The following is a 24,758-nucleotide window of genomic DNA, read 5'->3' as shown; positions in this document are numbered from 1 at the left end:
GACGCACGAACATCGCTGTGGCACTTTGAATTGCCGCGGAAGAGTAACAATCGCGGAATTGGGAGTCCATGAAGACGGCCGGCGGCGCAGGGCCTTTCATTCGATCAGCAGCAGCCCGACCGCTGTGGCGAAAACCAGACGGCGCTCCGGTCCGTTGGCGTCCGTCGGATGATAGAATTCACGGCTGCGTCTTACGCGTTGAACCCGCTAGCGCCCGTTTGCCGGCGTCACGCGCCAGATGACGTTGCCGACATCGTCGGCCACCAGCAGGGCGCCTTTCTTGTCGATCGCCACGCCGACCGGGCGCCCCAGCGCCTTGTCGTCGGTGTCGATGAAGCCGGTCAGGACGTCCTTGGGCGGGCCGGCGGGTTTGCCGTCGCGGAAGGGCACGAAGATCACCTTGTAGCCGCTGCGCACGCTGCGGTTCCACGAGCCATGCTGGCCGACGAAGGCGCCATTGGCGTAGTCCGGCCCGAGCCGCGCGCCGGCCGCGAAGGTCAGCCCGAGAGAGGCGGTGTGGGCGCCGAGCGCATAATCGGGCTTGATCGCCTTCTCGACGAGGTCCGGGCGCGGCGGCTTGACGCGCGCGTCGACGTTCTGGCCGAAATAGCTGTAGGGCCAGCCGTAGAAGCCGCCGTCACGCACTGAGGTCATGTAGTCCGGCACCAGGTCGTCGCCGAGTTCGTCGCGCTCGTTGACGGCGACCCAGAGCCTGCCGTCGTCCGGATTCCAGGTAAGCCCGTTCGGGTTTCTCAGGCCCGAGGCGAAGACGCGTGTGCGGCGGGTCGCCGCGTCGACCTCGAGAACGGCGGCGCGATTTTCCTCCGCGGCCATGCCGTTTTCCCCGACATTGCTGTTCGATCCGACGGTGACATAGAGCTTGCTGCCGTCGCGGCTGGCGATGACGTCCTTGGTCCAGTGATGGTTGAGGTCTCCTGCGGGCAGATCGACGATCTTTTCGGGAGCTGCCGTCATGCGCGTCAGGCCGTCGGAGTGGGGGAAAGCGACGAGTGCATCGGTGTTCGCGACATAGAGTTTGCCTTTCGATAGGGTCATGCCGAAGGGCGAGTTCAGGCCCTCGATGAAGGCACTGCGCTGATCGGCGACACCGTCGCCATTGGTATCACGCAAGAGTGTGATGCGGTTGGCGCTCGGAGTGGCGGCACCGGCGCGCTTCTGGGCCTGGTCCGTGAAGACCTTCTTTATGCTGAAATATTCGTCGTGCTTGGCGGGGGCATTGCTTTCGGCGACCAGCACGTCGCCGTTCGGCAGCACATGCAGCCAACGGGGATGGTCGAGATCGCCGGCAAACGCGTTCACCTTCAGCCCGCTTGCCGTCTTCGGCTTGGCGCCATTTGGCCAACCCTTGGCCTCGGCGATGTTGACCGTCGGTATCAGCGTGCTGCTGGGCGCCGGCAAGGTCGGGTCGGGACCGTAGCCACCGCTTTGCTCCGCACGTCCTTGCGCCGAAACGCCGGCGCAAGCCGCGACGAGCGCACCGGCGAGGACGGTAGCTGCAATTCCAATCGCACCGGTTTTCATCTTGCGTCCTTCGAGCGGAATATTCGTGCCGCACTCGTATCGTCTCACGAGACTTCGATCCGCTCCAGCTTCTTTCTCACGCGCTCCTAACGGCGGTGCCCGGCCATCGTTCCCTGCAATCTTTGCGCGGGGCGTCATTAGGAGTATTCTTAAATGCTTAGGCGAAAAAGCCTATGTTTTCGGGAGGAAAAGATGAAACGCAGAACCCAGACCGGGGGGAGGACGTCGCGTCGCAAATTCCTGAGTGGCGCAGCAATGGCCGGGGCGGCGATGGTCGCTGCACCGAGCATCGTCAAGGCACAGGGGCCCGTGAACATGCGCTGGCAGAGCACATGGCCCTCCAAGGACATCTTTCACGAATTCGCGCTCGATTTCGCCAAGAAGGTCAACGACATGACCGGCGGGGACCTCAAGATAGAGGTGCTGCCGGCAGGGGCCGTCGTGCCGGCCTTCGGCCTGCTGGACGCCGTCTCGGAAGGGACGCTCGACGGCGGCCACGGTGTTCTCGTCTATCACTACGGCAAGCAGACGGCGCTGGCGCTGTGGGGCTCCGGCCCGGGCTTCGCCATGGATGCCAACATGCTGCTCGCCTGGCACAAATACGGCGGCGGCAAGGAACTGCTTGCAAAACTTTATGAATCGATCGGCGCCAATGTGGTGTCGTTCCCCTATGGACCGATGCCGACGCAGCCGCTCGGCTGGTTCAAGAAGCCTGTTGCCAAGGCCGAGGATATCGAGGGGCTCAAGTTCCGCACCGTCGGCATCTCGATCGACGTCTTCACCGGTCTCGGTGCCGCCGTCAATGCGCTGCCGGGCGGCGAAATCGTCGCGGCTCTGGACCGCGGCCTGCTCGACGCGGCGGAGTTCAACAATGCCTCGTCCGACCGGGTGCTCGGTTTCCCGGACGTCTCGAAGATCTGCATGCTGCAGAGCTATCACCAGAACGCCGAACAGTTCGAGATCCTGTTCAACAAACCCAAATATGACGGCCTGCCCGACCAGATGAAGGCGATCATCACCAATGCGGTTGAGGCAGCATCGCAGGACATGCACTGGAAGGCGATCGACCGCTATTCGAAAGACTATGTCGAGATGCAGACGAAGGACCAGGTGAAGTTCTACAAGACCCCGGAGGCTATCCTGAAAAGGCAGCTCGAGGTCTATGACGAGGTCGTGAAGAAGAAGGCTGGAGAAAACCCGCTGTTCAAGGAGATCCTGCAGTCTCAGATCGCCTTCGCCGAACGGGCGACGCGATGGGAACAGGATACCGTCGTCGGCCGGCGGCTGGTCTTCGACCATTACTTCGGCCAGGAGGGCGTGGCCAAGGAGCTTTAGCTCGACAAGGCCTCGGGCTGCTGGGCCCGAGGCCGCAAACATCACCGATTCCAATGAGATAGAGCGGTGATGCGGCCACGGCCGTGTCTGCCGCCGCCGGTGGGAGGCGCGGGGTGAACGTCCAGCATTTTCTCCTGAGGGTCGATGCAATCAGCGTTTGGGTCGGGAAGGCTTCGGCCTGGCTGATCATCGGCCTGATGACGCTCGTCTGCGTCGAGGTCTTCAAGCGCTACATCATGAACATGCCGACGGCGTGGATCTTCGATGCCAGCAACATGTTCTACGGCACGCTGTTCATGCTCGCCGGCGCCTATGCTCTGGCGCAGAACGCCCATGTGCGCGGCGATTTCCTCTACAGCTCGCTCAGGCCTCGCACGCAGGCGGTGCTCGACCTTTTGCTCTACATCCTCTTCTTCCTGCCCGGCGTCGCCGCCCTGATCTATGCCGGCTACGACTATGCGGCGCTGTCCTGGCGGATCGGCGAGCATTCGACGGTGACGGCGGAAGGACCGCCGATCTATTATTTCAAGACGGTCATTCCGATAGCGGGCGCGCTCGTGATGCTGCAGGGGCTCGCCGAGATCGCTCGCTGCGTCGTGTGTCTCAGGACCGGGGAATGGCCGAGCCGGCTGCGCGATGTCGAGGAGATCGACGTCGTCGCCGAGCAGCTCGCGCACAGCGAATATGTCGACGAGGAAGCCCGCGAGGCGGCGATCGAGCGGGCGCAGAACATCGAAAAGGCGGCCCGGCAACGGGGCATGGGGGGAGAGGCCGAAACGTGAGCGATCCGTTCCTTGGACTGACGATGCTGGTGCTCATCATCGTCGTCATCATCATGGGCTTCCCGACCGCCTTCACGCTGATGGGGCTCGGCATGCTCTTCGGTTTTTATGCCTTCTACAATCCGGCCGAGCACTGGATCGACAACCGCGTCTTCGACCTGATGGTCCAGCGCACCTATGGGGCGATGACCAACGACGTGCTGATCTCGATCCCGCTCTTCGTGCTGATGGGCTACGTGATGGAGCGCGGGGCGCTGGTCGACAAGATGTTCTACAGCATCCAGCTCTCGTTCCGGCGGGTGCCGGCGTCGCTCGCCGTCGCGACGCTCATCGTCTGCACCTTCTGGGGCATTGCCAGCGGGCTTGTCGGCGCCGTGGTGGTGCTGATGGGCGTCATCGCCATGAACCCGATGCTGCGCGCCGGCTACGACGTCAAGCTCGCCTCGGGAGTGATCACCGCCGGCGGCACGCTCGGCATCCTCATTCCGCCCTCGGTGATGATCATCGTCTATGCGGCGGTGGCAGGGCAGTCGGTGGTCAAGCTCTATGCCGCCACGATGTTTCCGGGCTTCTTCCTGTCGCTCCTCTATCTTGCCTATATTCTCGGCTGGGCGGCGATCAATCCGAAGATCGCGCCGGCTCTGCCCGAGGAGCAGACGCGGGTTCCGGTTGCCTCCTGGATGCCCCGCTTTCAGGCAGCCTATTCGCCAAACATGCTGGCCGGGCTTTTCCGCGCCCTGGTCTCGCCGTCGAAGGCGATGGCGCTCGATACCGGGGAGGGGCGGCTCACCTATTGGCGGCTCGTCAAGAATTTCGGCGCGGCGCTGGTGCCCTTCTCCCTGACGGCCTTCACGCTCGCGCTCGTGTGGTGGTATGCCGTCATCCATCCGCAGGCCTCCGCCGAGACGGAGGCGCCGGAGGGGCTGGAGCAGCTCGGCGCGCCGGCGGCGGATGCAGGCCCGGCCGCGGTCGACGGGCCGGCGACCAGTTTCTACGTGTCCTTCGGCATCGCCGCCGCGATCGCCGTCGTGGTGCTCATCCGCTACTATCGCAACATGAGCGCGGAGCGGCTTCAGGTGATGAAGATGCTCGTCTCCTCCGTCTTGCCGCTCGCCATCCTGACGGTCGTCGTGCTTGCCGTCATCCTGTTCGGCATCACGACCGCGACCGAATCCGCGGCTGTCGGCGCCGCCGGTGCCTTCCTGCTCGCCTTTCAGGCGCGCACGCTCAACTGGAAACGCACCAAGGAAGCAGTGTTCCTGACGGCGAAGACCACGGCCATGGTGTGCTGGCTCTTCGTCGGTTCGGCGCTCTTCTCCGCCGTCTTCGCCATTCTCGGGGGACAGGCGCTGATCGAGCAATGGGTGCTGGCGCTCGATCTCACGCCCGTGCAGTTCATGATCCTGTCGCAGGCGATCATCTTCATTCTCGGCTGGCCACTCGAATGGACCGAGATCATCATCATCTTCGTACCGATCTTCCTGCCGATGCTGAGGCACTTCGACATCGACCCGGTTCTCTGGGGCGTGCTCGTCTTCGTCAACCTGCAGGCGGCCTTCCTGTCTCCGCCGGTCGCGATGTCCGCCTACTACCTGAAGGGCGTCTCGCCGCCGCATGTCACCTTGAACCAGATCTTCGCCGGCATGATGCCCTACATGCTGATCGTCATCCTCTGCATGGTCCTCATGTATCTCTGGCCCGGCATGACGCTCTGGCTGCCGGAGTATCTCTACGGCTGAGCGGGCCCCGCGCAATTCTTGCCTCGCCTGACGGGGGTGTGGTAGTTTGACTACTTTCCGCCCATGGGGAGAACGAAGATGGCGCGGAGCATGTCGTATCTTGTTTCCGTCGTTCTTGGTGCCATGCTTTCGGCCTCGGCCGTCGTGGCAGGGCCGCTGCACGACGCGGCGAGGGAAGGCGACGTCGGGCGGGTCAAGGAACTCATCGACCAGGGCGCCAAGGTGGCGGAACCGGACGACACCGGCGAGCCCGCATTGCTGATCGCGGCGCTTGCCGGAAAGAGCGATGTCGTGATGCTTCTCCTGGAGCGGGGCACCGACATCGAGATCCGCAACAAGGGTGGGCTGACCGCACTGCACGCGGCCGCCTATGGCGGAAATCTCGAGGCCGTGAAACTGCTCGTCGAAAAGGGTGCGGCGGTCAACGACGACAAGAATTTCTACAGGATGACGCCGCTTCATGCGGCGGCCGAGGAGGGCCACGCGGACGTGGTCGCTTTTCTGCTCGCCAACAAGGCGGTGGTCGAAGCGAAGGAAAGAAACGGCTACACGCCTCTGACCCAGGCGGGGTGGCGCGAGCACTGGGATGCCGCCGGGCTGCTGCTCAAGGCGGGTGCCGCCTGCCAGGGCGCCGATCTTGTCGGCAAGTGGCTCTACGACGAGTGCACCAAGCGGAAATGACGCTCGCCACTAAGCGGACAACGGTCGGAATTCGGAGAACCGTCATGACGAACTATCAAGGAAAATGCGGGATGCGGATTGCCCTCGCGCTCGGCGCGGCGACCATCCTCTTCTCCTCTGGAGGGGTTGCGAGCGCCGAAAACCTCGTCAACACCGGCTATTTCGGCGACGTCGCCATCAAGGGCTACGACCCAGTCGCCTATTTCACCGAGAACAAGGCGGTCGAGGGATCGCCGCAATATTCGCACCGCTGGCTTGGCGCGACCTGGCATTTCGCCAGCGCCGAACATCGCGACCTTTTCATGCGCGAGCCCTCGAAATACGCCCCGCAATATGGCGGCTATTGCGCCGATGGCGTCTCCTTCGGGACGGTCACCACCAATATCGACCCGAAGGCGTGGCGCATCATCGACGGCAAGCTCTACATCAGCTACGACCCGGGTGCGGCCGACGGCTTCGAAAAGAACCCGAGCAAGGTCGTCGACTCGCAGAAACATTGGTCCGAGGTGCAGCAGACGCTGGTCAGCGAAAAGCTGCAGACGAACTGGCAAGCCAGCGCCAAGTGAGGCGCCACGAAGCGCGAAAGCGCTGCGCCGCGCCGATCACGCTACGGCAAGGCTTCTCCTATCCTCATTCCTGTGCCCTGTCACAGGAATCCAGCCAGCCCAAGTCCTTGGGCTGAAAAGACTCTTCCGCGCCGCAGACGCGGCGCTGCTGGATCCCTGTGACAAGCACAGGGATGAGGGCGACAAACGCGTCAGCCGACCCCATTAGCTTACTGTCGTGTACTGTGGCGTCTGAAAGCGGCCGCGACACACTCTGTGCGCGGCCGAGCGAGTTCGCTATCCTCACGCGGGCAATGGCGCCGGCTCGGCCTTTGCCTTGGGGAAGGGCCTGAAGGTCAATGCGATCAGGAAGGCGCCGATCCCGATGCCCCAGGCGCCGATATAGAGCCAACCGTAACTGGCGAAGGTGTCGTAGATCAGGCCTCCTGCCAAGGGACCGGTCGCCATGCCGAGACTGCCGGCCATTGCCGTTCCGCCGATGACGGTGCCCATCATGCGCAGTGGAAAGTTCTCGCGCGCAATCACGGCGTATAGCGGCATGACGCCGGCGTAGATGAAGCCGAACACCGCCGCCACGGCATAAAACGCGCCAAGATCGCGCACGAAGAAATAGGCCAGTGCGCCGAACGCCTGCAGCAGCAGCCCCGAGACCAGAACGCGTTTGGCGCCGAACCGGTCTCCGAAAAGACCGAAGGCGACGCGGCCGCCCATGCCTGCCAGCCCCTCCACGCTGTAGATCGAGACCGCCGCGATCATCGGTATGCCGCAGCTTATCGCGTAGCTCACCGTATGGAAAATCGGGCCCGAGTGCGTGGCGCAGCAGAAGAAGTTCGTCAAAAACAGGATGATGAACTGCGGCGACCTCATCGCCTGTCCCACGGACATGGCGGATTGCTGCTCTCCATCCGGAGAAGCGCCGGCAGCTGGGCCTTCGAGAGCGGGCGGGCGACGTACGAGCAGCGCGACCGGGATCATCACGGCCCCGGCGAGGGCGGCGATGATCAGGAGCGACGTTCTCCAATCATAGATGGTGACGAGCCAGGCGGCGAAGGGAGACATGGTCATGGGCGCCATGCCCATGCCGGCCGATACGAGTGACACGGCAAGGCTGCGGTGCGTGTCGAACCAGCCGGTCACGCAGGCCATCATCGGCGCAAAGATCGCGGCGGTCGCGCCACCGACAGCCAACCCGAAGACGAGTTGAAACTCGATGAGGGAGGTCGCCTGGCTTGCCAGAGCCAGCGCTGCGGCCAAGACAGCCGAGCCGATCGACACGACCACGCGAGGCCCCCAGCGGTCCGACAGAGTACCCCAGATCATGCTTGCCAGCGCCATGGCGACAAATCCGATGGTCATGGCACTGGACACGCCCGTAACCGACCATCCGGTATCCCGGGAGATGGGCACGAGAAAAACCGGCAGTGAAAACATGGCGCCTATTGCGATACAGCCCAACAGGCCACCGGCGGCAACAATCACCCAGCGATATGAACTTTGTGTCTGAAACTCAGCGTGCGACATGAGAATACCTCGTGGCAAAATTGGCGGCGACGCTCCTCCAAGACGAACGAGCCGCGTGAAAAACGACACGCCTGCCGAAAAATCTTGCACGACAGCGCCGCGCGGCTTTTAAGACGCGCAGAGATCGCTGTGGCACTTTGAAAGGGACTGCGGCTTTCACCATGGCCGCGGCTTGCCGCGACCGGGGATCGTTATCTGCGCCTGGAGCGGGTGCGGGTTCGGGGCGGATCGCCAAACCCTACCTCGGGCGACGAACGGCTCTCACCTTGCCGGCGCTTCCGCCGCCGCAGAAGAAGCGGTCGCCGCCATCGGACTCCAGTCCCGATACGCCCATGCCAGGCGGCATATCGACCCTCTCCAGGATGTCTCCCGTTTCGGGGTCGATGCGCCTGACATCGCTCTCGTCGCCTTCCCAGGTGCCGTGCCAGAGTTCGCCGTCGATCCAGGTGACGCCGGTGACGACGCGGTTGGACTCGATGGTGCGGAGGACCTTGCCCGTTTCGGGATCGACCTGATGGATCTTGCGGTCTCGGTACTGGCCGACCCAGAGCGTGCCTTCGGCCCAGGTGAGGCCCGAGTCGCCGCCGTTGCCGGGCGCAGGGATGGTGGCGAGCACGCGGCCGGTCTTCGGGTCGATCTTCTGGATGCGATCCTCGGCGATCTGGAACAGGTGCCGCCCGTCGAAGGCCGTTCCCGCATGCGCGGCGACGTCGATCGAGCGCGTGAGTTCCCCGTTCGCCGGATCGAAGGCGTTCAACTTGTCTCCGGATGCAAACCAGACCCGGCTACCGTCGAAGGTGACGCCATGCACGTTGTCGGCTCCGGGGAAGGGGCCGTATTCACAGAGAATTTCGGCGGCAGATCGTTTCATGCTTTTCCTCCTGAGACATGATTTCCTGCAGCGCGGCACAAAGCTCGCCGCAGCATCTGGCTTGCTGCGATGCGCCTATCGATCGGCAGACCAACACCGCATTCTTATTCCACGATTTTCCAATAGGAGTCCTTGCGGATCACCTTACCGTTGCGAAACGTGTAGAAGTCACAACCCCGGACCTCCGTTCTCATCCCGTCGCGGGTCGTGCCCGTGAGGATCCATTTCGAGATGCCAATGTCGGTAGCCGAGTCCACAAAATGCTCATCGTCGCCGTAGTGGACATCGGGCAGACCTTCAAAGCGTGTTGCCAGCGCTTCACGTACGTTCTCCTTGCCCTCGAAGCGGGAACCCCAGGGCTTGCTTCCTCTCGGCATCTCCAGGACGCAATCGTCAGAAAAGAACGCCATGATGCGATCGAGATCGTGCGCGTTGAAGGCCTCGCATAGTTCCTTCAGTGTTGATCGAATGTCCATCGCCACAGTCTCCATCCGGTCGGTCGATCTTGAACATGCAGCACCGTTGCCGCGCGCCAGCCGCGCTGCAAACTATCTGCCTTTATCCAGATCGCATCAATCCGGCTGTGGTCCTGAGCCTAGTCGCTCGGCAGCGGGCCGGGGAGTAACAAGATTGTCGGGAAACCGGTGAGCGGCGGGGTCATCCAGCGGCGCGCCGGTCCGCGGCCGAAGGATTGCACCTTGCCGGCCTCCGCAAGCTGTTCGAGCGCCCGCTGCACTGTGCGGGGGCTCGCGCCGAGCGCGATCGCCAGCGCCGAGCTCGACCAGGATTCGCCATCGGCAAGGAAGGCGAGCACCGCCGCGTGCCGTTCCTCGACGGGCGGCGCAAGCACGACGACCTCGCCTGCGCGGCGCGGCACCAGCGCAAAGCCATTCTTTGTCGCGCTCACGTCCGCCAGCGCCCGAAGCTCCGCGCGGAGCCGTCCGATCTCCACCCTGAGCCGCGCGCGATGCGATTCATCGGCGTGTTTCGCCCGGAAGGCGCGGGCAAGGAGCGTGCTCCTCGATACGTCTGCCGGCCAGGCTTCGGCGAGCGCCCGCCCCAGCGCGAACAGGATCGGGCGGGTCGCGAGCGAGACCACCTGCCTCTCGTCGCGCACGACATTGCGGCAGGCGTCGACGACGAGCGCGCCGGACGCGAAGAGCGCCTCGACCTCCTCGAGCAGGAGCGTGCGTTCCTCGCCACGCGCGATCAGCCGCGCCGCCGGCGTCTCGAGCACGAGCGCTGCGTTTTCGACCTCCGCCGTCAGCGCCGGGATATCCGCCTTGCGCGCGGCCTCGGCGGCACGGCTGAGCGCGGCATGCGCCGTCTTCGTCTGCAAGCGCCGGACGGCGATGCCAGCGACCGCGAGTTCATGGGCGGCGCGCGCGGCCGGTGGAAGCGGGGAGGGATCGAGCGCGGAGAGCATGCGCTCGGCCTCGTCGAGGCGGCCGATCAAAAGCAGGCGGCGGACTTCGACGTTTCGTGCATGCGCGGCGTTCACGCGGTCGCCATGTGCTTCGAGCGTCGCGCGCGCTGCGTCGAGCGCCTTCGGAGGCCAGCTGAGATCGCGCGAGACGAGGGCGATCTCAGCCTCGGCGACGACGCATCGCGCGCGCGCCACCGCCTCTCTGCGGCCGAAGGCGCGCGCGGCACTCTTCAGCAGCGCCTTCGCCCGGACGAGATCGCCGAGCTGCGCCATGGCAATGCCCCGGAGCGCCAGCGCTGGCGCGTCGTCACGGAGCGCAACCCGCTTCAATGCGCCGAGGGGATCACCCGCCGCGAGTGCATGCGCCGCGGCGGTGATCAGCGAGTCCATCGGAATCCCGTCACACTTGTCACTCTCACCATTCGATACCCGGTCGTAATCTATCTCCCGACCAACAAGCAACACGTCGCACCGAAAACGGGACGGCGCCAGACAGGAGAAGAATGATGACGGAACATCTGACCGGGACGCGCGAAGAGTGGCTGGCGGCACGGCTCGATCTGCTCCAGGACGAGAAGGAACTGACGCGGCGCAGCGACGCGTTGGCGCTCAGGCGCCAGGCGCTGCCCTGGGTCCGGATCGACAAGGACTACCGGTTCGAGACCGAGGAAGGAAGCGCCTCGCTCAAAGACCTCTTTGGAGGCCGCTCGCAGCTTCTCGTCTATCACTTCATGTTCGGCCCCGACTACACGGCCGGTTGCCCGTCCTGCTCTTCGATCGCGGATGGGTTCGACGGCATCGTCGTCCATCTTCAGAACCACGATGTTGCCTTCTCGGCGATCTCGCGAGCGCCGCTCGCAAAGCTGCAGGCATTCAAGCGGCGGATGGGGTGGAGCTTTCCCTGGGCCTCTTCGAACGACGGCGACTTCAACCGTGACTTCAGCGTCTGGTTCACCGAGGAAGAGCAGCGCAAGGGCGGCATAGAATACAACTTCCGCCGCGAGCCGCCGGCGCCGGAGCCGCTTGCCGGAAAGACCGTTCAGGAATGGCGCGGCGACGAGGGACCGGTCGCCCAAATCGCGGCAATGACCGGCACCGACGTTCCTACCTATACGCGTGACCGGCCGGGCGTCAGCGCCTTCGTGCTCGACGAAGGCGTCGTCTACCATACCTATTCCAGCTATGCGCGCGGACTGGACGGCGTATGGGGCATGTACCAATGGCTCGACCGAGCGCCTTTGGGGCGCAACGAGCACGGTGTCTGGTGGCGCCATCACGACGCCTACGGGCGGAGCTGACGCCCGATGTTGCGCCCCTCGACCAGCCCGAAGAGGACGCCGGCCGCAGGCAGCGGATCGGCCGGCGTTCCAGGCGGTAGCACCGCCACTTTCGGCGCCGCCGACTGGCTGTCCTTCGCGGCCGCGCCGACCTTCGCAACCATGGCGCTGCTGACCGGCGTTCTTGGCCCGGAGGATATGCTCTGCTCGTCCGCGCCGGATGCGTCGCTCTTGACCGGAATGGTGCCGATGTACCTGCTGATGAGCGTCTTTCATCTGGCGCCCTGGCTGAGGCTGGTCTCCAAAGCGCGGCGCCCCGGTCCCGCAATGTCTGCAAATAGAAAAGCAGGAGGCTGAACATCAGCACCAGGGCGTTTCGCATGCGGAATGGCTGAAGACGCCACCAGACTCCGTCATTCCTGTGCTTGTCACAGGATTCCAGCAGCGTGCAAGTCCTTGGGCGCGGGAGACTCCATCGGACCGGCAGCACGAGCGGTCTGGTATAGCCCGGCACCTCCTCCGCCGCGTCTCAACAGTGGAAACGTCATTCACGGGCCGACGCGCCGTGGCTGGATACCTGTGACAGGCACAGGGATGAGGGCGTGCCTGTTGGCTACCGTGTTCCCCTTAAATCGCCTGGTGTTCACCGCTCCAGCGAGAAGAACTTCAGCGCCTGCGGGGTGACGTGGATGTAGTCCTTGTCGGTCTGCTCGCCCGTGGTGTTGCGATAGACATAGCCGCAGACCATGCGGTCGAGGAAATAGCCGCCGATCTTTTCGCAGAGCTGGTCGTCCCGGATTTCCGCCATGCCGGTGATGCTGGTGTTGGCGGTGCGATAGGCGGTGTTGCCGGCCCTGTCGAAGGCCTGGAGGAACTCGGTGCCGTTCTTGTGTTTGCCGATCCAGGTCTTGTCGTCGATGAGGCCGGCGAGATCCGCCTCGGAGAGGCGGTCGGCCACCGCCCCGGTAAAGCCGAAGGGCCACTCCGGCACGCCCGCCGCTTTCAGACCGGCGAGGTGGTAGGCCAGGTCTTCCTTGCCCCAATAGTCATAGAGATAGCTGTAATAGGTGAAATTGGCCTCAGGAAAGAGCGCCTTCAGCTTTCCGACCTCCGCGGCCGCGCGCGCCGCGTCGCCACGACGGGCATAGGCGGCGGCGAGATATTCGCGGGCGGGTTCGGCGTCGGGCAGCGCGTCGCGCGCCGCTTCGATCAGGGGGATGGCGCGGTCGTTGTCGCGGGCGGTGTAGAAGACGATGCCGGCGAGCAGCTGGAAGCTCGGCGGCGGCGAGGGGTCGAGCCGCAAGGCGCGCTGCATTTCCGCGATCGCCTCCTGATGGCTGCCGGTATGCGCCAGAATCAGCGCCAGGTTGCCGTAGGCCTCCGCGTCGCTCGGCTGGGCGGCGACCGCGCGATGGGCGGAATCGAGCGCTTCGGTGTCACGGCCGTCGACGAGCTGCAAAAGCGCGAGCACGGTGTGGGCGCGGGCATTGTTGGGGTCGATCTTCAGCGCCTCTCCGGCGGCGTCGTAGGCAATCTTGCGGGCGACGGCGGCGGACCAGAGAAAGTTGTAATCGTTGCGCCAGACATCGACCGCGACCCGGGCGATGCCGGCATGGGCGTCGGCGAAACGCGGGTCGAGATCGATCGCCTTCTGGTAGAAGGAGAGGGTGCGGCGATAGGTGTTGACGTCGCTATAGATCAGGCCTTCCTGCTCGGCCCGGAGATAATTGTCGTAGGCCTCCAGATTGTCGGTCGGTATGCGGGAGAGCCGGTCCTGTTCGCTCTGGCTGAGTTTGACCTCGAGGGCCGACGTGATCTTGCCGATGACATCGTCCTGGACGGCGAAGAGATCCCTGTACTGGCGGTCGTAGCGCTCGGCCCAGAGCGAGTGGCCAGTCATCGCGTCGACCAGCTTGACATTGATGCGCAGCCGCGAATCCGCGCGCTGCAGCGAGCCTTCGAGCACGTAATGGACGCCGAGTTCGGAGGCGACGTCCTGGGCCGTGGCCTCGGAGCTGCGCATGGCGAGGACGGAGTGGCGGGCGATGACGAAGAGGCCGGAAACCTTCGAGAGCTCGGTGATGAGATCGTCGGTCAGGCCCCGCGCCAGATGGTCCTGCGTCTGGTCGCCGCTGACATTGATGAAGGGCAGCACGGCGACGGAGGGCTTGTCCGGCAGGGGATAGGCGATACGCCGGGGAGGCGGCTCCGGCCAGACAAGCGTCCAGGGCTGCCACCAGAGCACGGCTCCGGCGAGTATGGCCGCAACGGCCGCGGCGACCGCCGCGGCGAGCCCTGTGCCGCGGGTCCTGGGTGCGGCGACAGTCTTGCCGGCCGCTGCCGGATCGAGCACGACGCGATAGACGCGCACCGGCTCGGGAATGTTCTTCACCTTCTGCTCGCCGAGCGAGACGAAGCCGACGGCAAGCTTCGTCCTCAACTGGTCATAGGCAGAGCCGGAAATCGCGATGCCGCCCGGTTCCGCGAGCGCCTCCAGCCGGGCGGCGATGTTGACGCCGTCGCCGTGGATATCGTCGCCCTCGACGATGACGTCACCCAGGTTGATGCCGATGCGGAATTCGAACCGTTGCTCGCGCGATGCGTCGGCATTGCGCCGAGCCTTCTCCCGCTGCACGCCCACCGCGCAGCGAAGCGCATCGACGACGCTATGGAATTCGACGAGCAGGCCGTCGCCCATGGTCTTGACCAGGCGCCCATGATGCTCGGCGATCTGCGGCTCGAAGATCTCGGACAGATCCGTGTGGAAACGGATGCGCGTGTCCTCCTCGTCGATCCGGCTCAGACGGCTGTAACCGACGACGTCGGCAATGAGGATGGCTGCGAGATGGCGCTCCATGCCCGGTCTTCCATGCGCGGCTTTCCCGCAATGCGTGCGTATGCTCCGCCGATTTCCTCGGCATGATAAATCATGCTGCAATTCAAAGTGTTACAGTGACCACTGCGCGTCTGAAAATACGCGCATCGCTGGTCAGAAGGGACGTGGGCTGGAAACGACTCCACATCTTGCGCGACAGCTTACAGCAGGTGCTTCTCCGATGCCATTAGAACGGCAGACCGCGAGCGGGAGGCGCCGCCGGCGGCATTCATCCGTTGCTGCTGCGCCTGCATGTTTCCTTGAATCGGGGCCGATTTGAGAATTGAAACATGCAGCAATTCAAAGTGCTACAGCGGCTTTTTTTCGCGTCTGAAGAGACACGCGGCTCTGTCGTGGCGGAGTGTTCCGCTTCAACCTTGCCGTTGATGTCCGCGCGAACTTTTTTCAGTTCCTTGCCGTCGAGCTGGTCGATGCCTATGAAGCGGTTTTCGGCACTGCTGGTGAGGATCAGTTCGTCGAGCTTGGCCTGAAGCGCTTGGCCGTCGCGGTTTTGCGAGTTCTGCAGAACGAAGACCATCAGGAATGTCGTGATCGTCGTCGAGGTATTCACCGCGAGCTGCCAGTTCTGCGAAAAGTCGAATAGGGGCCTGCATAAGCCCCAGGCGGCGATCGCCAGGAATGCGAGGGTGAACGTCACGGGCCGTCCGGCGAGATCGGACACCTTGTTGGAAAATCAGGTGAAAATCGGTTCCATCGGATGCTCTCCCTTCCGAAGGCCCCGAACGTGTCCTCGCGATCATTGGTTCCGGACGGCGGAGAACGGCCCGACCGGCACGGCTTGACGTCCCAAACGCAAAAACAGAGCCCGCTCCACAGGAACGGACTCTGAGAGAAGTTCGCGACGAAATGCCTGCCAACTTATTGGCGCTCATCCATTATCAGAAACGCCGTACCCACCCAAAAAGCATTCGGGCCAATCCGTTTGAAACCCCCTCTCGCGTTCCTCGGGAATCGCCGCCATCCCAGCGAGTTCGAACTCCCAATCAGAGCTCACATGCAGGCAGCGAGCTCTGATCTAAAGGGACACTGAAATGAATTCTCTATATGAATTCTCACGGATTTGCATGTCCATATTTGCCAAATCCACCGCCCTGGTCCAGTAACTTTTAAGGGCGATTTGTAACGAAATACGATTGTTTCCCGTGTGACGACGGTCGCTCCGGAACCGCTCGGAAATCCGAAACGTTGTGACTGTAAAGCCGGTCCAATCGAAAACGGAAAGGAGGGCGGAAATGGCCCACCGCGACGCAAATCCGACGTATCACACCGAAAGGGTGAAAGGCGAGCTGAACGCGCTCATCGAGCACCTGCGCGAGGACATTACCAAGGTCGACGATCCGCAGTTCAAGGCGATGTTCGAGACCTCGGCAGAGGTCCTCGGCGGGCTGGTGAAGGCCTTCACCCACTACGAACAAAAGAGCGAGGCGGCCTGGAAGCCGTGACGGTTGTCCTCAAGGCCGCGACGCAGTCTCGCACAGAGTGGCTAGAGCGGAGTGCGCTCACGTGCGTTCGCGCCACCGCTCTACGTGTTTGTTTTTGCAGCATTCGTGCAACGTCAGGTAATTCCACCTGACTGCAAAATGCTTTAGCCGTTGAAGGCGCGTTCCAGCGTTGCAACGTCGAGCTTGATCATGGTGAGCATGGCTTCGGTCGCGCGCTTGGCGCGTTCGCGGTCGCGGTTCGCAACCATCTCGCCCAGCACCCGCGGCACGATCTGCCATGAGAGGCCCCAGCGATCCTTCAGCCAGCCGCATTGTTCCGCCTCGCCGCCGTTGTCGATAAAGGCGTCCCAGACGCGGTCGATCTCCTGCTGGTTGTCGCATTCGACCTGGATCGAGAACGAATGGTTGAAGGAATCGAACGGGCCGGCTTGCAGCGCCGTGAAGTTCTGGCCGCAGAGCTTGAACTCGATGATCGAGACGCTGCCGGGAGGGCCGCTCGGCGTCTCGGCCGGGACGATCGTTTCTCGGCCGATAGAGGAGTTGGGGACGACCGATACATAGAATTCGACGGCCTCACGCGCGTTTTCGGCGAACCATAGGTTAGAGATGACCCTGGACATGGGAAAAGCCTCCTGTTGAACCGGTATCCGGTGCTACATAGGACGCTTCCCCTTCGCCGCTACCGACAGCGGGGCCGCGATTTTTTTTGACCTGCCCGATTACTGCCCTTCCGCTTTTGTGCCAAGCACCGCGAGGTCGAGCCGATCGAGCCGTTCCGGATCGGCAAGAGCATCGATCGCGACGATCCTGCCCTCGCGGATCGTGATCGCCAGAACGACCCGCAACTGGCCGCCGGGGGCGACGAGCAGCCCGATCGCGCCGTCGACCAGCGCCGGCTGCGCTCCCTGGGCGCGGCCCTTGAATGTTTCGGCGACGGCCGCCGCGCCGCGGATCTCGGCGCGGACGCCGAGCCGGGCTGCGACCGGGTCCGCCCGGAACACCACGTCGGGGGCAAGCACTTTCAACAGCGCATCGAAATCGCCGGCGCGCGAGGCGGCGAGGAAGGCATCGACCACGCTTCGCTGGCGGGCGATATCCGGCTTCGCGCCGGTATCGGCACCCTGGACGCGGCGGCGGGCGCGGCTTGCGAGCTGGCGGGCAGCCGTCGGCGTGCGCTCGACGATCGGCGCGATCTCGTCGAAGGAGAGATCGAACATGTCATGGAGCACGAAGGCGATGCGCTCGGACGGTGTCAGGCGGTTCAGGACCACGAGCAGCGCCAGTCCGACGGAATCCGCAAGCAGTGCCTCCTGCTCCGGGTCCGGGCCTTCCGTGCGACGGGCGGCGGGCGAGGGCGCCTGGGTTTCCAGAGGCTCCTCGCGCCGGGTTTTTCGCGTGCGCAGCATGTCGAGGCAGACCCGCGCCACCACCGTCGTCAGCCAGCCGCCGAGATTTTCGACTTCGCCCGCATCGGTGCGGCTGAGGCGCAGCCAGGCTTCCTGCACGGCGTCCTCGGCTTCCGTCTTCGAGCCGAGCATGCGGTAGGCGACGGCGCTCAGGCGCCGCCTGTTGCCTTCGAACTGCTCGGCCAGAAATTTTTTCCCATCCATCGGTCACATTCCTCCGCTCGGCTCCGTCATGGGCATGACGAACGAAACCCGGCCGATGTGACAAGAAATCGGTCGGGGTTGCCGTCGAATTTGGCCAACACATCCGAAGGAGATGCACGATGCAAGCCAGAATGAACAACATCGCCATGATCGCACCCGAAGCCATGCACGCGCTGCAGGCGCTTGGTGCTTCGGCGGAGAAGGGCGGCGTGCCGGAACTCACGGTCGGCCTTGTCCACCTGCGCGCCAGCCAGATCAACGGCTGCATCGTCTGCGTCGACATGCATCCGCGGCTGATGAGGAAGGCCGGCGAAAGCGACAAGCGCATCATGGCGGTCTCCGCTTGGCGCGACGCGCCCTATTTCACCGATGCCGAGCGGGCCGCACTGGCGCTGACCGAGGCGGTGACGCGGCTTGCCGACCGGGCGGACCCGGTGCCGGACGAGATCTGGGACGAGGCGGCGAAACACTATGACGAACAGGCGCTCGCCGCGCTCATCATCCAGATTTCGCTCATCAACACCTGGAACCGCTTCAACGTCGCGACCCGGCAGGTGGCGGGGCAGTGGGACTGGAGCTGAGGGCGAGCGGACGCCGTTCTCAAGCTGTTGCAGCGATATCGGCGCGTCTGGCGAGGCACCCCTGTGCTTGTCACAGGGGTGAGAGCCACGGCGCGTCGGCGCCGTGAATGACTCGCTTTCGACATTTGCAGATTTTTCAAATTCGCAGGGCAAGGAGGAATCCGAACCATTCGGCATTGACGTCCTTACGCGCTGACTGTACTGATTGACACAGAGTTTACCGAACAGTACAGACAGCCAGTGAAGGAGATTGAAGATGTCCGAACAACGCCCGCCGCTGCCGCCCTTCACCCGCGAGACGGCGATACAAAAGGTGCGTGCCGCAGAAGACGGCTGGAACATTTTGCGATCCGGAAAGGGTGTCGCGTGCCTATACGGTCGACAGCCGGTGGCGTAACCGCGCCGAATTTGTGCGAGGCCGCGAGGCGATCGTCGCTTTCCTGACGCGCAAGTGGAACAAGGAACTCGAATATCGCCTGATCAAGGAGCTGTGGGCGCATGACGGAAACCGCATTGCGGTGCGCTTCGCCTATGAATATCGCGACGACTCCGGCAATTGGTATCGCGCCTATGGCAACGAGAACTGGGAGTTCGACGAGAACGGCCTGATGCACACGCGCCATGCCAGCATCAACGACATGCCGATCAAGGAAGCGGACCGGAAGTTCTTCTGGGAGAGGTCCGCGCCGCGGCCGGCGGATCACCCCGGCCTTTCGGAACTCGGATTGTAACATCATGGCAAAGATCGTCGCGGAGCGCTCGGACGTCATCCCCGTGCTCGCCGAGATTTTTCGGGAACACGGCTTCGAAGGCGCGAGCCTTTCGGTCATCAGTGCCAAGACCGGGCTCGGCAAGGGCAGCCTCTACCACTTCTTCCCGGGAGGGAAGGAGGAGATGGCGACGACCGTGCTACGCGAGATCGATCAATGGTTCGACGATCACGTCTATGCGCCGCTTCGGCAAGCCGAGGATCCGCGCGAGGCGATCGGCGCCATGCGCCGGTCGGTGGCGGACTATTTCCGCTCCGGCCGCCGTGTGTGCCTCGTCGGCGCCTTCGCGCTCGACAATGTCCGCGACCGCTTCGCCGATCAGGTGCGCGACTATTTCGCCGGGTGGCGGGCGGCACTCGCCACGGCCCTGGAGAAGACCGGCAACGACCCGGCCTCGGCGCGCGAGCTTGCCGAGGAGGCGGTGATCGCCATTCAGGGCGCGCTGGTTCTCGGCCGCGCGCTCGACGATCCGGCGGTGTTCGAGCGGGCGCTGGCGCGGGTCGAGGCGCGCCTGCTGGCAGGCAAGGATTGATCGGAGGTTCCGATGACGGGCTGCTTCGATAGCGGCCGCTGCCCCACGGCGCTTGCTCCCTGGCGGCTGCGCAAAGCGCTGTAGCGGCCTGAACTCCGTCCCTACAGTGCTGCGCGTCCTCGGACGCGCAAAGGTCGCTGTAGCGCTTTGAAATTGCTGCATGATTTTGTCCTGACCGACTCCGATCTAAGGAATCATGCAGTGACGGGAATGAGCGTGGCGGCGGTACGATCCGACGTGCGATCACTCGCGGCAAGACCGGACGCAACGCCGGCCCGGTCCGCTGCATTGCGGTTCTGGCTCATCTTCCGCTTACCCTCCAACCGGGTAATCGGCATGCGAAGTCCGACGATCCCTCTGAGCTGTGCCCTGATGAAATCTTCGGGCGCATCGCCGACCGCCCACGGATCGGCGCGCGGCTCTTCGTGCAGTCTGGTGAGACGCGTGACGACGTCGAGAAGCCTTTCGTCGTCCTCGAAGAATTCCGCCGGACCGTAGGCGTGGACGGCGACATAGTTCCAGGTGGGAACGACCTTGCCGGTCTCGTGCTTCGTCGCGTACCAGCTCGGCGTGATATAGGCGTCCGGTCCCATGAACAGGGCCATCGTTTCCCCGATCGCGGCAAGCTTCCACTGCGGGTTCGCCCGCGCAAGGTGACCGTAGAGCGTTCCGTACGGCCCTTCCGTCGGGTCGAGAAACAGCGGAAGCGGGGTTGCGACCGGACCCTCATCCGTGGCCGTCACGAAGTTGCAGAGACGCGCGGCCCGAATGGCTTCGTGGAGAGCAGACAGTTCGTCTTCGCGGAAGGCCGGGGGAATGTACATCTGATACCTTTCCAGCGCCCCACGTCATGTCAAACGCGCAAAAGGTCGCTGTAACACGTTGAATTGCTGCATGTTCTCGTCTTTGAATCGCTACGATTCAAGGAAACAGCAGCAGGCGGATTTGAGGTGAAAGTGCCATCAGACTGGCCTATTGTGGACTGCCAGTTTCTGCATTTAACATTGGGCCAGTTGATGGCGAAATCTGAGAAGGCACCGACCGTCCTGAAGCGCATTTGCGATGCCATCAAGGGCCAGATCAGGGACGCGACGTTCCGCCCGGGCGACAGGCTGCCGTCCACGCGCGGCCTTGCCGCCGAGTGGGGCGTCTCGCGAACGACTGTGACGGCGGCCTATGAGCAGCTTGCCGCCGAAGGCTATCTCGAAACCCATCAGGGCGCGCGCGCAAGGGTCGCGAAGAACGTCGATCTCGATGTCGCCGCTTGTCCGCCCGTCGATGAAGCCCCGCGGCATCCTGGTCTTTCGGATTACGGCCTCAGGATCATGCGTCTGCCCGCCGCCACCCGGCCGGCGTTGGATAGGCTGTCCATCGACTTCCGCTACGGCGATCTGTCTTCGTCCGACTTTCCGAGCCAGGCCTGGAAGAAGGCAGTGAACGCCGCGCTCATGCGGCGGCCGGCGCGTCTTCGCTATGCGGATCCGGCTGGCTCGCCGGCGCTGCGGACAGCCTTGCAAGGTTATCTTTGGAGAGCGCGCGGTCTCCGGTGCCAGCCGGAGCAGATCATCGTCGTAAACGGATCGCAGCAGGGCCTCGATCTCTGTGCCAGACTGTTCGTCAATCCGCGTGACAGGGTTGTCGTGGAGAACCCCTGCTATGGCGCGGCCCGCCACGTCTTCATCGGGGCCGGCGCGGAACTGGTTCCGCTCGATGTCGACAACGAGGGCATGCGAACCGACGGGCTGGGCGAGGGGCGGCTTGCATATGTAACGCCTTCACACCAGTTTCCTCTCGGAAGTGTCATGTCGGTCGGCCGCCGGAAAGAGCTTCTGGCGTGGGCGCGGCGCCGAAACGCCTACGTCATCGAGGACGACTATGACGGTGAGTATCGGTTCGATATTGCGCCCATACCCGCCCTGCAGACGTTGGACGGCGCCGATCGCGTCATCTATCTCGGAACCGTTTCGAAGACGCTTTCGCCGACGCTGCGTCTCGGTTACCTCGTCGTGCCCATGGCTCTTCGCATCCCCTTTGCCACCGCCAAGCGATTGACGGACAGGCATACGCCGACCGCGGAGCAGGAGGCTCTGGCCGCGCTCATCGAAAGCGGCGCATACGAACGGCATGTGCGGCGCGTGCGCCGCCGCAACGGGGAAAGAAGGGCGGCCCTGCTGTCCGCCCTGAAGCGGGCCTTCGCGGACCGGATACGGATCATGGGCGCGGACGCCGGGCTGCATGTCGTCGTTTGGCTGAGCGGCCTGCCGAGGGAACGGGAGCAATTGCTGGTCGAGCGCGGGCTTGCCCGCGGGCTGGGTCTCTACCCGATCGGCCCCTTGTTCGCCGCCTCGGACGGTCCCGGCACTGCCGGCCTCGTGCTGGGATATGCCAGCCTGGAGCTGCCGGAAATAGAGGAGGGGGTGCGGCGCCTCAAGCGCGTGGTCGACGAACTGCATCCTGCGTTGTCGTCGTGACCCCCCGATCCCAATGCGGTACTAACCGACCTCTTTCAGGCGCCGAACCAATGTCCGTCCGCGACGGATCGCGGTCAGTGCCGCACCGAGGGCGACCGCCCAAAGCGCGATCGTCAGCACCTCGTTGTGGCCTTGCCACAGGGGCTCGAGCAAGGAGATCACCGCGGCGGCGGTGACCGTTGCCATGCGGTGCTGCTTCGCCATCGGCCCGGAGAAGTCGCTCGGGATTCCGGTGGCGCGGCCGAGTTCGCGGACATAGGCGGTCAGGATGGCGAAGGCGGCGGCGGCCCAGCCGAGGCCGGGTGTGCCGATGCCGTAACCGATGCCGGCGAGGATCAGGAGGTCGGCGACGCGATCCGGAAACTCGTTCCAGAAGGGACCGTCCGGCTCGCCCTTGCCGCCCTCGACGGCGACCATGCCGTCGAAGAGGTTGCAGAGCAGCCGGAGCTGGCAGAACAATGCCGCCGAGAGCAGGCAGACGATCCTCATCCCGCCCGCGCTCTGGCCCGCCAGGATGAACGCGCCGCCGGCGAGAGCCGCGGCCACCATGCTGCCTTTGGAGATCTGGTTGGGGGTGATCGTCCGCGACGCCATCCATCGGGCAATCGCGCCCGCCCAGCGGGTGTTGCGGCTTGCGAGAGGCCGCCGATCGCCTGTCTCAGTCATGATTCAACGCCTCTTTTCCGGGAAATCGAATAAGCATAGATCCACGCATAGGTTGTCGAGACCAGGAGCGGGATCGCGACGGTCTTGAGTATCTCGGGCGTTCCGCCGAGCGCGTGGAGCGACACCAGCAGGCCCGCCGAGCCGAGACAGGCGATCAGCGGCGGCGCCCAGAAACGCCCCGCGCCGCTAACGCGCTTCGAAAGCGCGTCGATCACGGACTTGAGGAAAAGCGTGAGACCGGCCGAGAGCGCCCCCTGCAGGAGCCCGGAATAGAGCGGCTGCGGCATGGCGTGACCGCTGTTGGCGAAGACGGCCCATCCGCCCATGGCCAGAAAGGCGAAGAGCACATGCACCGTGCCGCTTCCCGCCCAGTCCCGCAACACGGATTTCATGAGAGCGACCACCAATAGCGCACGATATGGAAGAAGATCGGCGCCGAGAAGACGACGGAATCCAGCCTGTCGATCAGCCCGCCATGGCCGTCGATCAGATTGCCCCAGTCCTTGACGCCGCGATCCCGCTTGATCGCCGACATCACGAGCCCTCCAAGGAACCCCATGAGGGTGATGATGAACGACAGGAGGCCCGCCTGGAGCGGCGTGAACGGGGTGATCCACCATAGGGCGGCCCCGATCAGCGTGGCGCTGGCAACGCCGCCGACAAAGCCCTCGACCGTTTTCGACGGCGAAAGCTTCGGGGCGATCTTCGTGCGGCCGAAGAGCTTGCCCCAGACATATTGCAGCACATCGCTCAGCTGCACGACGATCACCAGGAAGGCGATCAGCAGCACGTTGCGCCCTTCGTAGCCCGGTATGTCGAGGGTCAGCAGCGCCGGCACATGCGAGACGCAGAAGACACAGATCATCAGCGCCCATTGCACCTCGGCGACGCGAAGCAGGAAGCGCTCGGTGTCGCCCCGGAGCACCGAGATGATCGGCATCAGCAGGAAGGCGTAGACGGGAATGAAAATCGAGAAGATGCCGTATTCCTCGGCCCAGAGCAGGTAATACTGGATAGGCAGGACGAGGAAGAAGGCAGAGGCGAGCGCCCAGTGATCGGCGCGCCGGGTGTAGATCAGGGTCACGAATTCCCTGAGCGCCGCAAAGGAGCAGAAGGCGAAGAGGACAAGGACGCCGATGCGGCCGGCGATGAAGGCGAGGCCGATCAGGATGACCATCGCCCACCATGCCCGGATGCGGGCGTTGAGGTTTTCGACCGCCGCGTTCGGTCCATCGGCCGTGAGGCGTTGCTCAAGCATGTAGCCGACCGCCGACGCGGCGATCAGCACGCCGAAGATGCCGAGAACCAGTGTCAGGAGATCCGAGCCTGCCGCAGTCATTCGCCGCTCCCTGCCGGTTTCGGAGCGAGCGCGATCAGGGCGGCCCGCATCCGTTCGAGAAAGGCTTCCTTTTCTTCGCCGGGGTCAATGCGCAGCGCCTTGCCGAAGGTGACGGTGCAGATCAGCGGAATCGGCACGATCTCACCCTTCGGCATGACGCGGTTGAGATTGTTGATCCACACCGGCACGAGCTCGACCTCCGGGCGCTCGGTGACCAGATGGAAGATGCCGCTCTTGAAGGGCAGCAGCCTTTCGTCGGTCTGGTTTCGCGTACCCTCGGGAAAGACGATCAGCGACGAGCCGGCATCGATCGCCGAGACCATCAGCGCGATCGGGTCCTCGGTCCGCTTTTCCCGATCGCGCTCGATCAGCACCGCATTGAAGACGTCGCGTCCGATGAAGGCGTTGGTGTGAGATTTCAGCCAGTATTCAGCGCCGGCCACCGGGCGGGTGCGATGCCTGAGCCTCGGCGGCAGCACGGCCCAGACCAGCACGAAATCGCCGTGGCTCGAATGGTTGGCGAAATAGATGCAGGGTTTGGCCGGCAATCCCTCTTCCGGCCATATGGCGCGAACCGCGGTTATCGCGCGGGCAAACAGAACGAAGGCAGCCGCAGCGACCTTCGCAACCAAAGCCTTCATCCGGATTTCACCCCCGCCAGCCCCATGACGCATGCGCAGACTGTAGCACGGCCATTGCGACAGGGAAGAC

The 24,758-nt window shown here is 63.9% G+C and carries 25 protein-coding genes and 1 pseudogene; 12 read left to right on the top strand and 14 right to left on the bottom strand.

All coding sequences use genetic code 11. The features are described from left to right. Window positions 1–207: 207 nt before the first annotated feature. On the bottom strand, window positions 208–1,542 hold the full coding sequence (locus tag QN224_RS25070) for a sorbosone dehydrogenase family protein (RefSeq protein ID WP_283978827.1): 1,335 nt from the start codon (window positions 1,540–1,542) through the stop codon (window positions 208–210). A gap of 192 nt (window positions 1,543–1,734) precedes the next feature. Here QN224_RS25070 and QN224_RS25065 point away from each other — a divergent pair, with 192 nt between their 5' ends. The 5 genes from QN224_RS25065 (at window position 1,735) to QN224_RS25045 (ending at window position 6,645) form a co-directional block, all read left to right on the top strand. Beyond that, window positions 1,735–2,877, top strand: coding sequence for a TRAP transporter substrate-binding protein (locus QN224_RS25065; protein ID WP_283978826.1), 1,143 nt, complete (start codon window positions 1,735–1,737; stop codon window positions 2,875–2,877). Window positions 2,878–2,990: 113 nt separating this feature from the next. Then, window positions 2,991–3,659, top strand: coding sequence for a TRAP transporter small permease subunit (locus QN224_RS25060; protein ID WP_283978825.1), 669 nt, complete (start codon window positions 2,991–2,993; stop codon window positions 3,657–3,659). Then, window positions 3,656–5,398: a TRAP transporter large permease subunit gene (locus QN224_RS25055; protein ID WP_283978824.1), complete on the top strand. Its 1,743-nt coding sequence runs from the start codon at window positions 3,656–3,658 to the stop codon at window positions 5,396–5,398. Before QN224_RS25060 ends, QN224_RS25055 begins: the two co-directional genes overlap by 4 nt. 90 nt (window positions 5,399–5,488) lie before the next feature. Beyond that, entirely contained in the window at window positions 5,489–6,079 is a 591-nt protein-coding gene (locus QN224_RS25050; RefSeq protein WP_283978878.1) for an ankyrin repeat domain-containing protein, read from the top strand. A gap of 44 nt (window positions 6,080–6,123) precedes the next feature. Further along, entirely contained in the window at window positions 6,124–6,645 is a 522-nt protein-coding gene (locus tag QN224_RS25045) for a YHS domain-containing (seleno)protein (protein WP_283978823.1), read from the top strand. A gap of 282 nt (window positions 6,646–6,927) precedes the next feature. Here QN224_RS25045 and QN224_RS25040 read toward each other — a convergent pair whose 3' ends face one another. The 4 genes from QN224_RS25040 to QN224_RS25025 form a co-directional block, all read right to left on the bottom strand. After that, window positions 6,928–8,166: an MFS transporter gene (locus QN224_RS25040; RefSeq protein ID WP_283978822.1), complete on the bottom strand. Its 1,239-nt coding sequence runs from the start codon at window positions 8,164–8,166 to the stop codon at window positions 6,928–6,930. A 238-nt stretch (window positions 8,167–8,404) separates the two neighbouring features. Then, entirely contained in the window at window positions 8,405–9,037 is a 633-nt protein-coding gene (locus tag QN224_RS25035) for a PQQ-binding-like beta-propeller repeat protein (protein WP_283978821.1), read from the bottom strand. A gap of 104 nt (window positions 9,038–9,141) precedes the next feature. Next, entirely contained in the window at window positions 9,142–9,513 is a 372-nt protein-coding gene (locus QN224_RS25030; RefSeq protein WP_283978877.1) for a nuclear transport factor 2 family protein, read from the bottom strand. 119 nt (window positions 9,514–9,632) lie between these two features. After that, on the bottom strand, window positions 9,633–10,853 hold the full coding sequence (locus QN224_RS25025; protein ID WP_283978820.1) for a helix-turn-helix domain-containing protein: 1,221 nt from the start codon (window positions 10,851–10,853) through the stop codon (window positions 9,633–9,635). A 116-nt stretch (window positions 10,854–10,969) separates the two neighbouring features. Between QN224_RS25025 and QN224_RS25020 the strand changes: the two genes are divergently transcribed. After that, window positions 10,970–11,761, top strand: a complete 792-nt coding sequence (locus QN224_RS25020) for a thioredoxin family protein (RefSeq protein WP_283978819.1) — start codon at window positions 10,970–10,972, stop codon at window positions 11,759–11,761. Between the two features lie 6 nt (window positions 11,762–11,767). Further along, window positions 11,768–12,097 carry a hypothetical protein gene (locus QN224_RS25015; RefSeq protein ID WP_283978818.1) on the top strand — a complete coding sequence of 110 codons (330 nt, stop codon included), beginning with the start codon at window positions 11,768–11,770 and terminating at the stop codon, window positions 12,095–12,097. A 286-nt stretch (window positions 12,098–12,383) separates the two neighbouring features. On the opposite strand, the gene QN224_RS25010 is transcribed toward QN224_RS25015, so the two are convergent. Together QN224_RS25010 and QN224_RS25005 are read right to left on the bottom strand one after the other, a co-directional pair. Continuing rightward, window positions 12,384–14,597 (bottom strand): adenylate/guanylate cyclase domain-containing protein, encoded by a 2,214-nt coding sequence (locus QN224_RS25010; protein WP_283978817.1) that lies wholly within the window; start codon window positions 14,595–14,597, stop codon window positions 12,384–12,386. 247 nt (window positions 14,598–14,844) lie between these two features. Further along, window positions 14,845–15,297 (bottom strand): low affinity iron permease family protein, encoded by a 453-nt coding sequence (locus QN224_RS25005; protein WP_283978816.1) that lies wholly within the window; start codon window positions 15,295–15,297, stop codon window positions 14,845–14,847. Between the two features lie 571 nt (window positions 15,298–15,868). Here QN224_RS25005 and QN224_RS25000 point away from each other — a divergent pair. Continuing rightward, window positions 15,869–16,078, top strand: coding sequence for a hypothetical protein (locus QN224_RS25000; RefSeq protein WP_173509982.1), 210 nt, complete (start codon window positions 15,869–15,871; stop codon window positions 16,076–16,078). A gap of 143 nt (window positions 16,079–16,221) precedes the next feature. Here the strand turns inward: QN224_RS25000 and QN224_RS24995 are convergent, their stop codons facing one another. Then, window positions 16,222–16,698 (bottom strand): VOC family protein, encoded by a 477-nt coding sequence (locus QN224_RS24995; protein WP_283978815.1) that lies wholly within the window; start codon window positions 16,696–16,698, stop codon window positions 16,222–16,224. Window positions 16,699–16,797: 99 nt separating this feature from the next. Further along, window positions 16,798–17,688, bottom strand: a complete 891-nt coding sequence (locus tag QN224_RS24990) for a sigma-70 family RNA polymerase sigma factor (RefSeq protein ID WP_283978814.1) — start codon at window positions 17,686–17,688, stop codon at window positions 16,798–16,800. A 119-nt stretch (window positions 17,689–17,807) separates the two neighbouring features. Here QN224_RS24990 and QN224_RS24985 point away from each other — a divergent pair, with 119 nt between their 5' ends. The 3 genes and pseudogenes from QN224_RS24985 (at window position 17,808) to QN224_RS24975 (ending at window position 19,571) form a co-directional block, all read left to right on the top strand. Beyond that, complete coding sequence (locus tag QN224_RS24985; RefSeq protein WP_283978813.1) at window positions 17,808–18,269, top strand: carboxymuconolactone decarboxylase family protein; 462 nt, start codon at window positions 17,808–17,810, stop codon at window positions 18,267–18,269. Window positions 18,270–18,609: 340 nt separating this feature from the next. Then, window positions 18,610–19,000, top strand: a pseudogene (locus tag QN224_RS24980) (DUF1348 family protein). A gap of 4 nt (window positions 19,001–19,004) precedes the next feature. Then, complete coding sequence (locus QN224_RS24975) at window positions 19,005–19,571, top strand: TetR/AcrR family transcriptional regulator (protein WP_283978812.1); 567 nt, start codon at window positions 19,005–19,007, stop codon at window positions 19,569–19,571. Between the two features lie 194 nt (window positions 19,572–19,765). Here the strand turns inward: QN224_RS24975 and QN224_RS24970 are convergent, their stop codons facing one another. Then, entirely contained in the window at window positions 19,766–20,395 is a 630-nt protein-coding gene (locus QN224_RS24970; protein ID WP_283978811.1) for an FMN-binding negative transcriptional regulator, read from the bottom strand. Between the two features lie 192 nt (window positions 20,396–20,587). Here QN224_RS24970 and QN224_RS24965 point away from each other — a divergent pair, with 192 nt between their 5' ends. Further along, on the top strand, window positions 20,588–22,042 hold the full coding sequence (locus QN224_RS24965; RefSeq protein ID WP_283978810.1) for a PLP-dependent aminotransferase family protein: 1,455 nt from the start codon (window positions 20,588–20,590) through the stop codon (window positions 22,040–22,042). Window positions 22,043–22,063: 21 nt separating this feature from the next. On the opposite strand, the gene QN224_RS24960 is transcribed toward QN224_RS24965, so the two are convergent. The 4 genes from QN224_RS24960 to QN224_RS24945 are packed head-to-tail and all read right to left on the bottom strand — an operon-like array spanning window position 22,064 to window position 24,688. Next, window positions 22,064–22,708 carry a CDP-alcohol phosphatidyltransferase family protein gene (locus QN224_RS24960; protein ID WP_283978808.1) on the bottom strand — a complete coding sequence of 215 codons (645 nt, stop codon included), beginning with the start codon at window positions 22,706–22,708 and terminating at the stop codon, window positions 22,064–22,066. After that, window positions 22,705–23,100 (bottom strand): hypothetical protein, encoded by a 396-nt coding sequence (locus QN224_RS24955; RefSeq protein ID WP_283978807.1) that lies wholly within the window; start codon window positions 23,098–23,100, stop codon window positions 22,705–22,707. The genes QN224_RS24960 and QN224_RS24955 overlap by 4 nt, the downstream gene beginning before the upstream one ends. Further along, window positions 23,097–24,047: a phosphatidate cytidylyltransferase gene (locus tag QN224_RS24950; protein WP_283978806.1), complete on the bottom strand. Its 951-nt coding sequence runs from the start codon at window positions 24,045–24,047 to the stop codon at window positions 23,097–23,099. Before QN224_RS24950 ends, QN224_RS24955 begins: the two co-directional genes overlap by 4 nt. Beyond that, window positions 24,044–24,688, bottom strand: coding sequence for a lysophospholipid acyltransferase family protein (locus QN224_RS24945; protein ID WP_283978805.1), 645 nt, complete (start codon window positions 24,686–24,688; stop codon window positions 24,044–24,046). Before QN224_RS24945 ends, QN224_RS24950 begins: the two co-directional genes overlap by 4 nt. Window positions 24,689–24,758 lie beyond the last annotated feature (70 nt).

The organism is Sinorhizobium sp. 7-81 (genome assembly GCF_030124405.1).
GTDB classification, from domain to species: domain Bacteria; phylum Pseudomonadota; class Alphaproteobacteria; order Rhizobiales; family Rhizobiaceae; genus Sinorhizobium; species Sinorhizobium psoraleae.
Note: the sequence above shows the minus strand (reverse complement) of the source record. Positions and strands in the feature narration are given on the sequence as shown.

Coding starts and splice junctions, on each gene's coding strand:
- QN224_RS25070 (WP_283978827.1), bottom strand. CDS start 1,542: ATGAAAACCGGTGCGATTGGAATTGCAGCTACCGTCCTCGCCGGTGCG.
- QN224_RS25065 (WP_283978826.1), top strand. CDS start 1,735: ATGAAACGCAGAACCCAGACCGGGGGGAGGACGTCGCGTCGCAAATTC.
- QN224_RS25050 (WP_283978878.1), top strand. CDS start 5,489: ATGTCGTATCTTGTTTCCGTCGTTCTTGGTGCCATGCTTTCGGCCTCG.
- QN224_RS25045 (WP_283978823.1), top strand. CDS start 6,124: ATGACGAACTATCAAGGAAAATGCGGGATGCGGATTGCCCTCGCGCTC.
- QN224_RS25040 (WP_283978822.1), bottom strand. CDS start 8,166: ATGTCGCACGCTGAGTTTCAGACACAAAGTTCATATCGCTGGGTGATT.
- QN224_RS25035 (WP_283978821.1), bottom strand. CDS start 9,037: ATGAAACGATCTGCCGCCGAAATTCTCTGTGAATACGGCCCCTTCCCC.
- QN224_RS25030 (WP_283978877.1), bottom strand. CDS start 9,513: ATGGACATTCGATCAACACTGAAGGAACTATGCGAGGCCTTCAACGCG.
- QN224_RS25025 (WP_283978820.1), bottom strand. CDS start 10,853: ATGGACTCGCTGATCACCGCCGCGGCGCATGCACTCGCGGCGGGTGAT.
- QN224_RS25020 (WP_283978819.1), top strand. CDS start 10,970: ATGACGGAACATCTGACCGGGACGCGCGAAGAGTGGCTGGCGGCACGG.
- QN224_RS25015 (WP_283978818.1), top strand. CDS start 11,768: ATGTTGCGCCCCTCGACCAGCCCGAAGAGGACGCCGGCCGCAGGCAGC.
- QN224_RS25010 (WP_283978817.1), bottom strand. CDS start 14,597: ATGGAGCGCCATCTCGCAGCCATCCTCATTGCCGACGTCGTCGGTTAC.
- QN224_RS25000 (WP_173509982.1), top strand. CDS start 15,869: ATGGCCCACCGCGACGCAAATCCGACGTATCACACCGAAAGGGTGAAA.
- QN224_RS24995 (WP_283978815.1), bottom strand. CDS start 16,698: ATGTCCAGGGTCATCTCTAACCTATGGTTCGCCGAAAACGCGCGTGAG.
- QN224_RS24990 (WP_283978814.1), bottom strand. CDS start 17,688: ATGGATGGGAAAAAATTTCTGGCCGAGCAGTTCGAAGGCAACAGGCGG.
- QN224_RS24985 (WP_283978813.1), top strand. CDS start 17,808: ATGCAAGCCAGAATGAACAACATCGCCATGATCGCACCCGAAGCCATG.
- QN224_RS24975 (WP_283978812.1), top strand. CDS start 19,005: ATGGCAAAGATCGTCGCGGAGCGCTCGGACGTCATCCCCGTGCTCGCC.
- QN224_RS24970 (WP_283978811.1), bottom strand. CDS start 20,395: ATGTACATTCCCCCGGCCTTCCGCGAAGACGAACTGTCTGCTCTCCAC.
- QN224_RS24965 (WP_283978810.1), top strand. CDS start 20,588: ATGGCGAAATCTGAGAAGGCACCGACCGTCCTGAAGCGCATTTGCGAT.
- QN224_RS24960 (WP_283978808.1), bottom strand. CDS start 22,708: ATGACTGAGACAGGCGATCGGCGGCCTCTCGCAAGCCGCAACACCCGC.
- QN224_RS24955 (WP_283978807.1), bottom strand. CDS start 23,100: ATGAAATCCGTGTTGCGGGACTGGGCGGGAAGCGGCACGGTGCATGTG.
- QN224_RS24950 (WP_283978806.1), bottom strand. CDS start 24,047: ATGACTGCGGCAGGCTCGGATCTCCTGACACTGGTTCTCGGCATCTTC.
- QN224_RS24945 (WP_283978805.1), bottom strand. CDS start 24,688: ATGAAGGCTTTGGTTGCGAAGGTCGCTGCGGCTGCCTTCGTTCTGTTT.